This is a genomic window from Corallococcus aberystwythensis (assembly GCF_003612165.1).
Lineage (GTDB): Bacteria > Myxococcota > Myxococcia > Myxococcales > Myxococcaceae > Corallococcus > Corallococcus aberystwythensis.
Window position 1 is genome coordinate 20,492 of the sequence record NZ_RAWK01000078.1, and the last position, 14,817, is coordinate 35,308.

Here is a 14,817-nt window from a genome sequence, read left to right on the forward strand (position 1 = left end):
CTTCCAATGGCTACAACCAACTGGCGCTCTTGAGCCCCATTCCCGTCAGGGCCCGCTCCGCGGCCTGCACGCCGAACCAGTTGGCCTCCTCGAAGAGGGCCATGCCGCCCAGGTCCGTGTGCGCGAAGTGCAGGTGCCGCCCCAGGCTCGCTTGCGCGGCGCGGCGCGCGTCCCCCCAGAGGAAGCCCGGCTGGGGCCGCACCATGGCGTGGCCCCAGCGCTGCACCTCCAGCCGCTGCGCCAGCGCGCCCACCCCGGGGTGCGCCGGCAACAGGTCCGCCATCACCAGCGCCTCCCAGTCCGCGTACGTCGCGGAGAGGGCCTTGTTGCGCTCCGCCTTCACGTCCGCGCCCGCCATGGGCAGGTACCAGGTGAGCACCGTGGGCCCGCGCGCGTCCTGGCGCAGCGACTGGTGCGAGGCCACCACGTAGCCCAGGCTCTGGCTCTCGTAGAAGACGTTGTCCCAGGCCAGCGGGAAGCCCCGCGACGCAGGGGGCGCGGACACCGTCAGGTTCGCCACCACCCACGGGCTGTAGACGAAGGCGTCCATCCACGCGGGCCGCGCCTCGCGCCAGGGCGCCACCACGTGCGCGGCGACGAAGCGCGGGCACGCCAGCACCACCTGCCGGGCATGGAAGGCCCGGGGCGCCCCGGTGCGAGCATCCAGCGCGTGCACGCGGCAGCCGTCGTCTCCCGGCTCCACCGTGTGCACCAGCACCTGCGTCTCCAGCTGGCGCGGGGTCAGCGGCGCCGCCAGCTGCTTCACCAGCCGGCCATTGCCCTCGGGCCAGGACAGGAAGCCGTCGCTGCGCTCGCCCTTCCCGTTCTGCCGCGCGGCGAAGTACCAGATGCCCGCCCAGGCGGAGACGTGCTCGGACGTGGCGCCGTAGTCGTCGCGGCACGCGTAGTCCACGAACCACTTCAGCCGGGGCGAGCGGAAGCCCTCCGCCTCCATCCACCGGGCCATGCTCACCGCGTCCAGCGCGGTCCACTCCGCGTCGTCGCTGGAGAGCGCCACCGGCACCGCGAAGGCCTTGCGCCCCTTCGCGTCGCGCGCGGCGGCGAAGGCGTTCATCCGCGCGTCGAAGCGCTCCAGCTCCGCCAGGTCCTCGGGGCTCGCGCCCGCGCGCAGGTACAGCCCTTCGTACCAGTGGCCCTTGTAGAAGACGCGCTCGTCGGGCTCCTGGATGAGCAGCTCCTCCGCGAAGGATGGGTGCCCTTCCGCGTCCACGCCGGTGACGGCGTCCATCTCCCGCAGCAGGCGCATCACCGGCCCGCGGTCCTCCAGGGGCGACGGCAGGTAGTGCGCACCCCACGGGAACGCGGACACGCCGTTGCGGCCCGAGCGCGACGTGCCCCCGGCCTCCGCCTCCAGCTCCACCACACGCAGGTCCTTCACGCCCGCGGCGGAGAGGCGCCACGCGGCGGACAGCCCGGCCACGCCCGCGCCGACAATCAGCACGTCCACCGGCTCGAAGGTCTGCGCGCGCGGCAGCGGCCCTGTGCGCAACTTGTGGCCGGTGTCCACCGCCCGGTCCACGATGGCGCCCGGCACCGGCGCGCGAGCGGCCTGCCGCGTACAGGCGCTCGCCACGGAGGCGCCCAGGAACGCGGCCACCAGCTCGCGCCGCGTCAGTTCCACCGGCGCCACTCCTCTTCGTAGTAGTGCACCAGCACCTGGTTGTTCAGCCGGTTCACCTCCGCCGGCAGCGGCGCCATGTCCGGCGAGAAGCGCGTGAGCCCCTCCAGCGTGTCCTCGTCCAGGAACGCCAGCCCCTCCGGCAGCGGGCGGTGGCGGCCCGCCGGCTCCTGCGCCACCAGCACGTAGCCCCACTCGCCAAAGGACGGCACCAGCGCGTGGTACGGCTGCGTCCAGAAGCCCGCCGCCTTGAGCGTCGTCTCCACGCACCAGAACGAGCGCCGCGCGAACAGCGGACTGGTGCTCTGGATGACCGCCACGCCGCCCGGCGTCAGGCGCTTCTTCAGGATCTTGTAGAAGCCCGTCGTGTACAGCTTCCCCAGCGCGAAGTTGTTGGGGTCCGGGAAGTCCACCACCACCACGTCCCAGGCGTTGGCGCCTTCCGCCAGGAACTGCATCGCGTCCGTGTTGATGACGCGCATCTTCGGGTGCGTCAGCGAGTGGTGGTTGAGCGCCGCCAGCTCCCCGTAGCCCGTGGCCAGCCCCGTGATGGCGGGGTCCAGGTCCACCAGCGTGACGGACTTCACGTCCGGATACTTCAGCACCTCGCGCGCCGCGAGCCCGTCCCCGCCGCCGAGGATGAGCACGTGCTCCACCTTCCGCGCGCGCACCATGGCCGGGTGCACCAGGGACTCGTGGTAGCGGTACTCGTCGATGCTGGCGAACTGGAGGTTGCCGTTGAGGAACAGCGAGAAGCCCCGCTTGCCGCGCGTGACGATGATGCGCTGGTAGGGGGAGCTCGTGGCGTGGACGACCTCGTCCGCGTAGAGCTGGTCCTCGTAGAACGTGGTGAGCCGGTCCCCCAGCGCGAAGCACACCAGCAGCCCCGCGCACAGCACCACCGCCTTGACGCGCAGGCGCACGGGGTTGGCCAGCACGGGCGCCAGCAGCCACGTGCTCCACAGCCCCACGCCCGCGTTCAAGAGGCCGAAGAGCAGCGACGTGCGCACCAGCCCCAGCTTGGGCACCAGCAACAGCGGGAAGGCCACGCTGGCGGCGAGCGCGCCCAGGTAGTCGAACGTCAGCACCTGGCTGACCAGGTCCTTGAACTTGAGCTGGTCCTGCAGGATGCGAAGCAGGAGCGGAATCTCCAGCCCCACCAGCGTGCCAATGGCCAGCACGCTGCCGTACAGGACGACGGGGAACACGCTGGTGAGCGTGAAGGTGAGGAAGAGCATCGGCGCGCACAGCCCGCCGAGCAGGGCCACGGCCAGCTCTATCTCCACGAAGCGCTGGGCCACCCCGCGCTCCACGAAGCGCGACAGGTAGCTGCCAATGCCCATGGCGAAGAGGTAGCCGCCGATGACGGTGGAGAACTGGGTGATGCTGTCCCCCAGCAGGTAGCTGGCGAGCGTCCCGACGATGAGCTCGTAGATGAGCCCGCACGTCGCGATGACGAGGACGGTGAGGAAGAGCAGCGTCTTGTTCAAAGCGTCACGTGTTTCAGCCGCTGATGGCCGCCGCGATGATGATGGCCAGGCCCAGGATGAACGAGCCGATGACGATGCCCAGCGCGACGTTCTGGTCGACTTCAATCTCCTTGTGCACGTCGTACGGGAGGATGAGGCGGATGACGTAGAAGCCGGCCACGAACACCGCCAGGCCGATGAGCGAATAGATGACGCTCGCCAGCACTCCCTGCAGGGTGACCACCACTCCGAGCAACAGCATCACTTGCCTCCCATGAATCCACCGGTCCACAAGAGCACGCCGCCGGGACCGCGCTTCACATCCCCGGTCACCCGTCCGCGCTCCTCATCACTGAACGGGGCCCAGCCCGTATAGGTGGCCCACGCGTACGCCATGAGCACCAGTCCGCCCAGGAACCTCATCGTCCACCTCCCGTTCCTACAGGTTGCTTTCCTTCCACCGCTCGGTCTCGAAGGCGTTGGCGAAGAAGAATGACAGCGCCGGAATCACCAACAGCAGCACCAGCGCGATGACGAACCAGCTCTCGTTGGGCGTGTCGTGCGTGAGCAGCACCTGGTAGCTGATGATGGGCCCTATCGTGGTCGCCGTGAGCTTCAGGCCCGGGTCGAACGACGTGGTCGTCCGCAGCACGTACCGGCCCTTGGGCACCGCCGACAGGAACACGCTGCCATTCTGGCCGCCCTCGCTCCAGGAGCCGTCGCTGTCGCGCCCGTGGTAGTAGCTGACTTCTTCGTAGAAGCTCACCACGTCCTGCGTGTCCTGGTTCACCAGGTCGCCCTGCACGCCCACCCATTGGTTGTCGAGCGACTTCGACATGAAGATCTGGGCCCGGACGTTGCCGTCCCGCTGAAGCTCGAAGGGCTCGCTGAAGTGCATGGCGCTGGGAGTGCCGGACGTCGCGTCCCGGGGCAGCGTCACCACCAGGTCCAGCACCCGCGCGTTGAGCGCGCGCGCATGGAGGAAGGCCGACAGCGCGAACAGGCCCAGCAGCCACACCGCGGACCAGCGCAGGGTGCGCATCATCGCCGCTCGGCGCACGTTGGGCTGGCTGGGCGCGATGCCCCGGGGCCTGGGCAGCGGCTCCTTCAGCCCGAACGCGTCGCGCACCTGCTCCGGGGAGAGGTACTCGCCATGCGAGTAGGTGACTTCGTTGTCGGTGGCGTCCTCGTTCAGGGAGTACGGCGGCGCGACGTACTCCGTGGCGCGCGCCTGCTCGCCCTGGAAGACCTTCCAGTAGAACTCGCCCACCACCGCGTCGGTGACGGCGGTGACGGACTGGAAGGCCTTGTAGCGGCGTCGTTCGTAGAAGGCGGACACCTGCGGCACGACGCTCGCGTCACCGGCCGCCATGGGCTTCAAGAACACCCAGTGGCCGTTGGACTCCATCAGCCAGGTGAAGCCGCGCGCCGGGTGGTAGAGCAGGTACTCCATCCACGGGTAGCGCGTGCCCTCCACCACGCACGAGCGCTCCTGGTAGCCGATGCAGATCCACTCCGCGCCGTCGAGCGTGCCCTTCTGCCCCAGCGCGAGGGCCGCGGGCAGCTCCGGCTTCTGGAGCAGCTTGAGGAAGGCCAGCTTGCCCTGCGCCACGCTCATCAGCGCGCCGCAGTACGGACACGCCACGCGCAGCGTCTGGTCCGGGGCGCGCAATTCCAGCGGGCCGTTGCAGTGGGTGCATCTCGCCTGCTGGAGCTGGACCTTGCGCACGCGCGGGCGCAGCTCCCCCGCGGGGATGCCCAGCTGCGCGAGCTCCAGCCGCTGCCCCAGGAACACCTCCGGGTCGCGGTCCCGCGTGCCGAAGTCCAGCGTGACGAACAGGCCGCGCGGGCCGGTGGCGTCCACGTAGTAGCTGTCCGCCGTGGGGTCCACGTCGCTGGGGAGCTGGCCTTCCGCGGCGGTGACGCGGCCGTGGCCGCGCTCCTCCACCACCAGCGGCCGGTTGCGCAGGCGCAGGCGGTCACCGGGGTGCAGGTCCTGCAACGCGACGCCTTCCTCCACGCCCGCGTCGGAGAGCAGGTGGAAGGCGCCCTCGGACTCGCTGAGCCAGCCGGTGCGGCCGTCGGACATCTCCACGTACCACTCGTCCCAGGGGCCGGCGCCGTGGTCCTTCTGGAGGTGTCCGACGATTTGATACGAGGTGCCGTTGACGCGGCCCTCCAGCCCCAGGCGCAGCGGGGAGTCCGTCTCCACGATGCGGGCCACCCTGCCGTGGGCCTCCAGCTCCGCGCCCACGCGCGCCACCATCGTCTGGCAGTGGCCGCACACCACGACCTGCGCCGACCCGGCGGAGAACTCCACGCTCGCGCCACACGACGGACACGCCCCCTGCGTCACGCCTCCACCCCTCTCGAAAGCTCACGCACGCGGCACGACGTGGCGCCCAGGTGCTTCGCCGCCAACGCGTCGAAGTCCGGACGCGCGCGGGTGCGGCAGCAGTAGACGTTGAGCGCGGCGAAGCCGTGCTCCGGGAAGGTGTGGACGGTCAGGTGGCTTTCGGCCAGGAGCGCCAGGCCGGTGACGCCGCCGGGCTCCGGGAAGACGTGCCACTGCGGCTGGCCCACGACCTTCAGGTCCATCAGGACCACCAGCTCCTCGAAGAGTGCCGCCAGCGCGGCCGCGTCCTTGAGCCGCTCCGGCGCGCAGCCGCTCGCGTCAACCAGCCATTCCTGTCCGGTTGTCACAGGGCAAACCTCCGGGGATGCAGACCTCTTTAACACGCTGGAGCCCGGTCGAAAGCCGCTAGGATGCGCGCCCCATGCGCACCCGATTCCTGACCGCTGGACTCCTCTGCCTCGCCCTGACCGCCTGCTCCAAGGACAAGGAGCAGCCGCCCGCCGCGAAGGCTCCCGCCGCACAGCAGCCCTCCAATTCCCAGGCGGCCACCCGCACGGTGAGCCTGCAGACGGACGCGGCCTCCGCGAAGGGCTTCCAGAAGAAGGCCCTGGAGGGCCAGGACCTCTGGGCCACGATGGAGACGAACCAGGGCACCATCGTGCTCAAGCTCTTCTCCAAGGACGCCCCCAAGACGGTGGCGAACTTCGTGGGCCTGGCGTCCGGCGAGCAGCCGTGGATCAACCCCCAGTCGGGCGGGCGCGAAGAGGGCAAGCCGCTCTACGACGGCGTCATCTTCCACCGCGTGATTCCCGACTTCATGATCCAGGGCGGCGACCCCACGGGCACCGGCCGGGGCGACCCGGGCTACCGCTTCGAGGACGAGTTCAAGAGCAACCGGGACTTCGACAAGAAGGGCCTGCTGGCCATGGCCAACGCGGGCCCGGGCACCAACGGCAGCCAGTTCTTCATCACCACGTCCACGCCGCAGTTCCTCAAGGGCCGGCACACCATCTTCGGTGAGGTGGTGAAGGGCTACGACGTGGTGGAGAAGATCGCCAACACGCCGCGCAACCGGCAGGACCGGCCGGACACGAACATGGTCATCCAGCACATCACCATCAGCGACGCGCAGCCGTGAGCCTCCGCCCGCGCCACCTGCGCACGAAGCTGGGTGAATTGAACTGCCACGTGGTGGATGCGCTCCCCGAGGGCGCGACGCCACGGCTGGTGGTGGTGCTGAGCCACGGCTTTGGCGCGCCGGGCACGGACCTGGTGGCGCTGGCCCCGGAGCTGATGATGGCCGCGCCGCGGCTGGCGCAGGCGGTGCGGTTCGTCTTCCCGGAGGCCCTGGTATCGCTGGACGCGTTGGGCATGCCCGGAGGCCGCGCGTGGTTTGAGCTTCCCATGGCCATCCTCATGGGCCAGGGGCGCGACTGGGCGCAGTACTCCCAGGCGGTGCCCCCGGGGATGCCCGCCGCGCGCCGCGCGCTGATGAGCGTGGTGGCGGCGCTCGGGGTGCCCCTGAACCAGGTGGTGCTGGGAGGCTTCAGCCAGGGCGCGATGATGTCCACGGACGTGGCGCTGCGGCTGGAGGAGTGCCCCGCCGGCCTGTGTCTGTTGTCCGGGGCCATGGTCTCCGGGGAAGAGTGGGCCCCCAAGGCCCGCGCCCGGCCGTCCCTGCCCGTGTTCCAGGGGCATGGCCGCCAGGACCCCGTGCTCCCCTACCCGGAGGGCGAGCGTCTGCGCGACCTGCTGAAGGGCGCGGGGCTGCCGGTGGAGTTCCTACCTTTCGACGGCGGGCACACCATCCCCACCGAGGAGCTGGAGCAGCTGGCGGCGTTCCTCGTGAAGCGGCTGGACGGGCGCTGACCCGCGGGACGGAGGGTTTCGCGTGTATCAGGCGAAGGAGCTGACGGTGTCCACGCGGGGCCGCGGCTTGGTGGACATCACCGGTGAGGTGCAGAAGGCGGTGAAGGGCACGGGCATCCGTGAAGGCCTGTGCACGCTGTTCCTGCACCACACCAGCGCATCGCTGCTCATCAGCGAGAACGCGGACCCCGTCGTCCAGCGCGACCTGGAGGCGTTCTTCTCCCGGCTGGTGAAGGACGGCGACCCGCTGTTCCAGCACGACGCGGAGGGACCGGACGACATGCCCGCGCACGTGCGCACGGTGCTGACGCAGGTGTCCCTGAGCATCCCGGTGAAGGACGGCGCCGCGGACCTGGGCACGTGGCAGGGCGTCTACGTCTGGGAGCACCGCACGTCCCCGCACCGCCGCCGCGTCACGGTGTCCGTGCTGGGCGGCTAGAGCCGCCCTCCCCCTGGCCGCCCGGAAGCAGTTGATCCGAAAAGCACCCGCCATTATCTAGCGCGCTAGACAATAGCGCACGAGAGAACGTGGCCTTGGAACCGAAAAACGTCGGAACACAGCTGTCCTTCGCGCTCTATGGCGCGGCCAACAGGATGGTGCGGCTGCACAAGCCGTTGCTTGAGCCGTTGGGCCTGACGTTCCCCCAGTACCTCGTGATTCTCGCGCTGCTGGAGGGTGCGCCCCTCTCCGTCGGCGAACTCGGCGCCCGCCTGGACATGGACACGGGCACCATCACGCCGCTGGTCAAGCGGCTTGGTGTGGCGGGGTTCGTCACGCGGAAGCGCGACCTTGCCGACGAACGCCGGGTGCTGGTGGACCTGACACCCCGCGGCCGCGCCCTCGAAGCCAAGGTCCGGGGCATTCCCGGGAAGATCAAGACGGCATGCCAGCTGACCGACCGGGGGCTGGACGAGCTTCGTCGCACGCTCGAGGCGCTCGCGCACCCGGCAGACAAGTGAAGTCCTCAACCCGCAGCAGGAGATTCCATCATGAAGATTGGCATTGTGGGCGTTGGGCACATCGGGAAGACCCTGGCGCGCAAGCTGGGTGCGGCCGGACATGACGTGAAGGTGGCCAACTCGCGCGGCCCGGAAACCATCGAAGCCGACGTGCTGGCCTCCGGCGCACGCGCGGTCACGGTCGAGGAAGCAGTGGCCGGCGTGGACGCCGTCATCCTCTCCATCCCCCTGAACCGCCTCCCCGGGATCGCGCCGCTCATCGCCAGCCTTCCCGCCAGCACCGTCGTCATCGACACGTCGAACTACTACCCCGCCCGCGACAGCAAGATCGCCGCCATCGAGGCCGGACAGGTCGAAAGCCTGTGGGTGACCGAGCTGCTGGGCCGGCCGGTCGTCAAGGCATGGAACTCCATCGGCTCCGCGTCTTTCGCGACCAAGGGAATGGCCCCGGGGAGCCCCGGGCGCATCGCGCTCTCCGTGGCGGCGGACCGGGACGCGGATCGCAAGGTGGGCATGAAGCTCGTCGAGGACACCGGGTTCGACGCATTCGACGCGGGCACGCTCGCGGAGTCGTGGCGGCAGCAGCCTGGGGCGCCGTGCTACTGCACCGACCTCACCCGCGAGCAGCTGCCGACGGCGCTGGCAACAGCCGAGGCGGCGCGCTTGCCCAAGCGGCGCGACCTGATGGTGGCGGCTGTCGTGGAACGGGTCGGGGACGGCACCACGAATCCCGATGCGGAGTATGGGGTCCGCCTTAGTCGCGCCTTGTACATGTAGCCCTTCAACAGCCGGCTAGAGGTCGCGGACGGTGGCGACGACGGGGGCGCTCTTGCGGCGCTTCTTCGGCGCCTCGTGGGCCTGGCCCCGGATGCGCACCCAGGTTCCCGGGTCATCCGGCATGGCGTGGACCATGGACCAGCCGGTGGGCACTTCCGGCGTGGTCCACCCGTAGAGGGCGCGAGCGTCTTTAGGGGCCAGGTTGATGCAGCCGTGGCTCACGGGTTCGCCGAAGCGGTCGTGCCAGTAGGCGGTGTGCAGGGCGAAGTCGCCCTCGAAGAACATGGTCCACGGCACGGTGGCCACGCGGTAGCTGGCGCTCCCCATGGTGCCCGTCATGTCGGCCTCTGCGAACTTCACCCAGATGCGGAAGAGCCCTTCGGGTGTATCGGTGCCGGGTTTGCCGGAGGAGATGAGCGTGGCGTAGACGGGGCGGTCGCCTTCGTAGGCGATGAGCGTCTGGGCCTCCAGGTCCACGTCCAGCCAGCGCGCGCCGGGCTCCACGATGGATGGCGACGCCAGCGGCCACGCGACGTGCAGGTCATCGCGCGCCACCCAGTGGTCCTCGGCGATGCGGACCCACTGGCCGTCGGGGGACAGCTCGCGCACGGAGACGAGCGTGCGCGGAGGAAGCACGGTCTCGCGTTCGGCGCGCGCGTCAGGGGCTTTTCGCACCATCACGTCGGTGCGAGGGGCGGCGCGGGACTGGGCCCAGGCGAAGGGCATGGGCAGGGACGCGAGGGCCTCCGCGTCCAGGCCGCTGAAGTCGGACGGGCGGTGTTCGCGCAGCACGCGCGCTTCGAAGTACTGGCCGTCGGAGGTGCGCCAGAAGGTGCGCCGGCCGACCTTCACCTGACCCAGGAGCTTCACGGTGACGGAGCCCTTGAGCAGCACGCCCTGCCGTTTCCTGCGGGCGAGCGCGAGGCTCGGGTAGGCGCGCACGCGGTGGCCCACGACACGCGCGTAGATGCCGGGCGTGAGCGCGCCCTCCTCCACGCGGGGCAGCGGGCGGACCCGGGGCTCGCGGAAGTTCTGCTCCAGGTAGCGCTCGCAGACCCAGCCACGCGGTTGCAGTTGCACCCAGGTGTCGCAATCCGGACCGCGCATCGCGCCCTGCCACGTCACGCGCATGTCCTGGGCCACGGTGCCCAGCGAGGGCGAGTCCTGCCGGGGCTCCGAGCGCACCGCGATGGAGCGGCGCACGCGCAGCGAGCCCGCGTCCGGGGCGTAGGGAATGGCGTAGGGCTCCATGCCCGCGTCAACGTCCGTGAGCGGTGCTTCGGCGACGACGTCTTCGTCCCCGTCGGTGCCCATGATGGGCGTTGTCGCGGGCTCCGGGCCCGTCTCCGTGCCGGCGTTCGCGACAGGCGCGTTCGGGTCGGAGCCCACAGCAATACCAGGCGAAGCCGGAGCGCTCCCCCCATCGAGGTTCCGCGCGATGGCGTCATCCGAGGCGGAGTCATCCGTGTCGATCAGCGGTTCGCCGTCCGGTCCCAGTTCCAGCACGGGGACCTCGGACTCGGTGATGACCTGCGGCTCCTCTTCGCCCGGCAGGGCTTCGGTGTTCGCGCCGGCGGAGGCGGATTGCGACAACGAGGGTTCCAGCGACAGCGAGCTGCCCGCGTCCTCCGGAAGGTCCACGGCGCCGAGCAGGGCTGGAGCCGTGGCATGCACGACGCCACCGTCATCGGACGGCTCGGGCGCGGTGGCCTGCCATGCGGAGTGCAGCGCCTGCGCGGACTCCGCCGGCGCGGCCTCTGGCGCAGGCACAGCGGCCTGTGCGGTCACGGTGCCCGCGTCCACCGGTGCGACGGGAACGGGCGGCTCCACCGGAGCGCACGCGAAGAGGATCAGGGGGAGTCCGAGGGGGAACCAGCGGCGGCGCATACAGGCCGCTACGGTACGGGTCCCCGCTGACATCCTCAACGTCGGCCCAGGTGCGATCTCCTGCGCGCGAAAGCGCGTGGGTGGGCAGGAGATGCGCCCCGAGCGGCGATTGCCACGAACGGCGGAAAGTGCCGTTCGTGGATCAGCTCCGGCCTTCCGTGGGCGGAATCACTTCGGGTGCCTCTGGCGCTTCCAGGAGCTTGTAGAGCGTCTTGCGGTCCACGCCCAGCAGGCGCGCGGCTTCGCTCTTGTTCCCGCCCACGTGCTGGAGCACGTGCGCCGCGTACCGCCTGGACAGCTCCGCGAGGCTGGGCAGGTCTCCCGCGAGCCCCGTCAGCCGCTTGGGCGCGTCACCGATGGGCTCCGGGAAGTCCGGCGGCCCCAGCACGCCCGTCACGTTCAGCGCGAGCGCCCGCGCCATCACGTTCTCCAGCTGCCGCACGTTGCCCGGCCAGTCGTACACCGTGAGCCGCGCCATCGCGTCCGCCGTCACCACCGGCCGCACCCCGCCCCGCGCGTGCAGCGACGCGAAGTGCTCCACCAACGCCGGGATGTCCTCGCGCCGCTCGCGCAGGGGCGGCAGGTGCAGGTGCACCACGTCCAGCCGGTACAGCAGGTCCTCGCGGAACAGCCCCTCCGCCACCCTCGCCTTCAGGTCCTTGTTCGTCGCCGCCAGCACCCGCACGTCCACCTTCACCGGGACGCTCTCGCCCACGCGGCGGATCTCCCCCTCCTGGAGCACGCGCAGGAGCTGCGACTGGACCTTCATCCCCACGTCGCCAATCTCGTCCAGGAACAGCGTTCCGCCGCTGGCCTCCTCGAACAGGCCGCGCCGCGCACCTGACGCTCCCGTGAAGCTGCCCTTCGCGTGGCCGAACAGCTCGCTCTCCATCAGCGACTCGGTGATGGCCCCACAGTCCACCGGGATGAACGACCCCGCTGAACGGGCCGAGCGCTTGTGCAGCGCTCTCGCCACCATCTCCTTGCCCGTGCCCGTCTCACCCGTAATCAGCACCGGCACGTTGCTCGTCGCCGCGCGGGCGACCTGCTTGTAGACCTCCAGCAGCGCCTGGCTGCGGCCCACCAGCGACGTGCGCTCCACCTGCTTGCGCAGCGTGCGGTTCTCCTCCACCAGCCGCTTCTGCTCCAGCGCGCGCTTGGCCACCCGCATGATGGCGTCCACGTCGAACGGCTTGGACAGGTAGTCGAAGGCGCCCAGCTGGATGCTGTCCAGCGCGCCCTCGATGTTGCCGAACGCCGTCACGACAATCACCGGCGTGTCCGGCAGGTTCGACTTCACCGTCTGGAGCACCTTCAGGCCGTCACCCGGGTCGGGCATGGCCATGTCCGTGAGCACCAGGTCGAAGGTCTGTTCGCCCATCCGCTCCGCGGCGCCCTTGGGGTCCGGAGCCTGCGTCACCGGCCCCAGCACGCCCAGGAGGCGCTGGAGCAGGTCCCGCGCATGCGGATCATCATCGACGACGAGGATTCGGGCTGTGCTCATGAGGCCTTGCGGATGGAGGGGGCGTCGCGCTGCGGCCCGGACTCCACCACAAGCGGCGCCGGAGTGCGCGCCACACGCGCGAACCGCACGCGGATCCGCGTCCCCTTGCCCTCTTCCGAGTGCACCGTGAGCGTGCCGCCGTGCGCCTCCACCACGCGCCGGGTGGTGGCCAGCCCCAGGCCGTGCCCGGGAATGCCCCGCACCTCCGCGGCCCGGAAGAACGGCTGGAACAGCGACGCCTGCGTCGCTGGGCTCATCCCCAGCCCGTTGTCCGTCACCTCCACCACCGCGTCCGCCCCTTCCGTCGCCACCCGCACCTTCACGCGCGGCTCCGGCCGCCCCGCCGTGTACTTCACCGCGTTGGACAAGAGGTTGCGCGCCACCACCTGGAGCAGCTGCGCCGGACAGTCCACCAGCACGCCCGGCTCCAGCTCGCGCTCCAGCGACACGCCCAGCGCCGTCGCCGTCTGGCTCACCTCCAACAAGAGCGTACTCACTGCGGTGTCCAACTCCCCCATGGTCCCGTCGCCCCGCGTGCCCGCGCGGCAGAAGCGCAGCAGCGCTTCAATGAGCTCCCCCATGCGCACCGCGCTGGATTCACACTGCGAAATCATCTCCAGCGCGCCCGGGTCCTTCACCGCGCCGGAGCGCCGGATGAGCGTCAGGTAGCCCTTGAGCGGTGACAGCGGCCCCATCAGGTCATGCGCCACGCGGCGGGTGAACGCATCCAGCTCCTGGTTGTGCCGCCCCAGTTCCTGCAACTGGCCCTGGATGGTGGCGTCCTGGCGCTTGAGCAGGGAGATGATGTGCCAGCCCACCAGCATGGACAGCAGGATGGCCAGCAGCGTGGTGGCCGCGCCCAGGGCCGTGTTGCGCACCCGGAGCGTGCCCAGCCGTCCCACCAGCACGCGCGCGTCGGACGCGTTCTCCGTGGCCAGCTGTCCCGCCAATTGGTCCACCTCCGCCGCCAGCGGGCGGATGCTCTCCACCAGGTGGCGCCGGGCGCGCTCCGCGTCGCGCTGCCGTGAGAACACCGCCGCCGCGCGCACCTGATCCGCCAGCCCCTGGCACGCGCCGTTGAAGCGCAGCCAGACCTCCTTCTCACCGGGCGGCAGGTGGCGCATGTACGCCTCCGAGGACTGGCGGATGCTGCCCAGGATGTCCTCCATCACCGCGTCGGCTTCCTTGCGCTCGGCGTCGCCGCTGGAGCGCACGTGCGCCTCGATGGCGGACTCCAGCGACATCACGTCCACGCGGATGCGGCCAATGAGGCTCGCGCGCTCCAGGGCCTCCAGCACCAGCGCGTCCACCTGATGCCCGGTGCGCACCTCCGTCCAGAGCATGAAGCCGGTGACGCCCGACAGGAGCATCACCACGAAGAAGAAACCCGCGCGGTATCCACGGATGGGGGTCCGCGAGTTCATCGCCACGGCCACGCTCCTTGGTTCATCAAGACAGGAATGAGAGGGCGTCCCGGACGGAAGACCCTCGCGGAACTCAGGGCACCGCCCCGTTAGCTTCGGTGGAGGAAGCGCCCGGCAGGGGCGGCTGGGTGCGCCGCCGCGCGCGCTCCAGCGCGGACTCGTACCACACGTCCGACAGCTCCTCGTGCAACGCCGCCAGCTCGCGCTGCCGCGCCAGCAGCTGCGCGTTGTGCTCCTCCAGCGTGTGGCGCTCCGCCTCCAGCCGCGCCAGCTCATCCGCCACGACCGCGCGCGCCTGCTCCGCCTCCGCGCGCGCCTGTTCCGCCTCCGCGCGCTCCTGCGCCAGCTCCTCCAGCGCGGACTCCAGGGCCGCCATCCTCGCCGCCAGGGCCTCGGTGCGCTCGCGCTCGGCCTGGTACTCGCGCTGCCAGCGCTCCGTCTCCGACACCTGGGCCTGGAGGCGTTCCGGCGGAATGGTCGCGGCGCATCCCACTCCGAGCCACGCCACACTCCATGCCACCAGCAGGTGCCGCATACGCCATCTCTCCCGACACCTGACCGCGCGACATGCACGACGAGGACGACCGGGCTTCATGCACCCCTTCATGTCCCGGCGCGTAGCGCTCGGAACGGAAGGTTGCCGTGCAGCTTGCAGAAGAGCGTGGTTGCCGTCAAAGCAACGTGTGCCTGCCTGGGGAGCTTGCACCCATTGTTGCAATCGCAACTGAGGAGATTCTCCCCATGGCGGATCCGCTCCCACCCGGAGAACCCCGCGAAGTTGCTTGAAACCGGCCCTGGCACGGCGAGTGCTCAAGGGACCTGGCATCAACCGATGCAATCCCGCGTCGGCGTGTCGTCCCCGGAGCCATCCATGAAGACCGTCATCGTCGCCGCCCTGTTCGCCGCCTCCGCCGCCTTTGCCAACCCCCCGG

15 protein-coding genes are annotated in these 14,817 nt (G+C 70.3%); 5 read left to right on the forward strand and 10 right to left on the reverse strand.

Features of this window, described 5'->3' with window-relative positions:
- Positions 1 to 10 precede the first annotated feature (10 nt).
- From D7W81_RS14840 to speD, 6 genes are read right to left on the reverse strand one after another with little or no spacing between them, the layout of a single operon-like run.
- Entirely contained in the window at positions 11 to 1,642 is a 1,632-nt protein-coding gene (locus D7W81_RS14840) for an FAD-dependent oxidoreductase (protein WP_208721308.1), read from the reverse strand.
- Positions 1,633 to 3,129: a polyamine aminopropyltransferase gene (locus tag D7W81_RS14845; protein ID WP_120556025.1), complete on the reverse strand. Its 1,497-nt coding sequence runs from the start codon at positions 3,127 to 3,129 to the stop codon at positions 1,633 to 1,635. Before D7W81_RS14845 ends, D7W81_RS14840 begins: the two co-directional genes overlap by 10 nt.
- Before the next feature lie 13 nt (positions 3,130 to 3,142).
- On the reverse strand, positions 3,143 to 3,370 hold the full coding sequence (locus D7W81_RS14850; protein ID WP_120556026.1) for a DUF350 domain-containing protein: 228 nt from the start codon (positions 3,368 to 3,370) through the stop codon (positions 3,143 to 3,145).
- Entirely contained in the window at positions 3,370 to 3,531 is a 162-nt protein-coding gene (locus D7W81_RS42780) for a hypothetical protein (RefSeq protein WP_167508060.1), read from the reverse strand. Before D7W81_RS42780 ends, D7W81_RS14850 begins: the two co-directional genes overlap by 1 nt.
- 16 nt (positions 3,532 to 3,547) lie before the next feature.
- Entirely contained in the window at positions 3,548 to 5,464 is a 1,917-nt protein-coding gene (locus D7W81_RS14855) for a DUF4178 domain-containing protein (protein WP_120556027.1), read from the reverse strand.
- A complete protein-coding gene (gene speD, locus D7W81_RS14860; protein ID WP_120556028.1) occupies positions 5,461 to 5,811 on the reverse strand; it encodes an adenosylmethionine decarboxylase in 351 nt (116 codons plus the stop codon). The genes D7W81_RS14855 and speD overlap by 4 nt, the downstream gene beginning before the upstream one ends.
- Before the next feature lie 74 nt (positions 5,812 to 5,885).
- Between speD and D7W81_RS14865 the strand changes: the two genes are divergently transcribed.
- From D7W81_RS14865 to D7W81_RS14885, 5 genes are all read left to right on the forward strand, one after another.
- Positions 5,886 to 6,602 carry a peptidylprolyl isomerase gene (locus D7W81_RS14865; protein ID WP_120556029.1) on the forward strand — a complete coding sequence of 239 codons (717 nt, stop codon included), beginning with the start codon at positions 5,886 to 5,888 and terminating at the stop codon, positions 6,600 to 6,602.
- Positions 6,599 to 7,333 carry an alpha/beta hydrolase gene (locus D7W81_RS14870; RefSeq protein ID WP_120556030.1) on the forward strand — a complete coding sequence of 245 codons (735 nt, stop codon included), beginning with the start codon at positions 6,599 to 6,601 and terminating at the stop codon, positions 7,331 to 7,333. Before D7W81_RS14865 ends, D7W81_RS14870 begins: the two co-directional genes overlap by 4 nt.
- A 22-nt stretch (positions 7,334 to 7,355) precedes the next feature.
- Positions 7,356 to 7,772, forward strand: a complete 417-nt coding sequence (locus tag D7W81_RS14875; protein WP_120556031.1) for a secondary thiamine-phosphate synthase enzyme YjbQ — start codon at positions 7,356 to 7,358, stop codon at positions 7,770 to 7,772.
- Positions 7,773 to 7,861: 89 nt separating this feature from the next.
- The gene (locus D7W81_RS14880) at positions 7,862 to 8,293 is read left to right on the forward strand and encodes a MarR family winged helix-turn-helix transcriptional regulator (RefSeq protein WP_120556032.1); all 432 of its coding nucleotides are present in this window, start codon (positions 7,862 to 7,864) and stop codon (positions 8,291 to 8,293) included.
- A gap of 30 nt (positions 8,294 to 8,323) precedes the next feature.
- Positions 8,324 to 9,070: an NADPH-dependent F420 reductase gene (locus tag D7W81_RS14885; RefSeq protein WP_120556033.1), complete on the forward strand. Its 747-nt coding sequence runs from the start codon at positions 8,324 to 8,326 to the stop codon at positions 9,068 to 9,070.
- A 15-nt stretch (positions 9,071 to 9,085) separates the two neighbouring features.
- Here the strand turns inward: D7W81_RS14885 and D7W81_RS14890 are convergent, their stop codons facing one another.
- From D7W81_RS14890 to D7W81_RS44100, 4 genes are all read right to left on the reverse strand, one after another.
- Positions 9,086 to 10,957, reverse strand: coding sequence for a L,D-transpeptidase family protein (locus tag D7W81_RS14890; RefSeq protein WP_120556034.1), 1,872 nt, complete (start codon positions 10,955 to 10,957; stop codon positions 9,086 to 9,088).
- Between the two features lie 142 nt (positions 10,958 to 11,099).
- The gene (locus tag D7W81_RS14895; protein ID WP_120556035.1) at positions 11,100 to 12,461 is read right to left on the reverse strand and encodes a sigma-54-dependent transcriptional regulator; all 1,362 of its coding nucleotides are present in this window, start codon (positions 12,459 to 12,461) and stop codon (positions 11,100 to 11,102) included.
- A complete protein-coding gene (locus tag D7W81_RS14900) occupies positions 12,458 to 13,885 on the reverse strand; it encodes a sensor histidine kinase (RefSeq protein ID WP_120556039.1) in 1,428 nt (475 codons plus the stop codon). Before D7W81_RS14900 ends, D7W81_RS14895 begins: the two co-directional genes overlap by 4 nt.
- Before the next feature lie 73 nt (positions 13,886 to 13,958).
- Positions 13,959 to 14,420, reverse strand: a complete 462-nt coding sequence (locus D7W81_RS44100; RefSeq protein ID WP_120556036.1) for a hypothetical protein — start codon at positions 14,418 to 14,420, stop codon at positions 13,959 to 13,961.
- Positions 14,421 to 14,817: the final 397 nt, after the last annotated feature.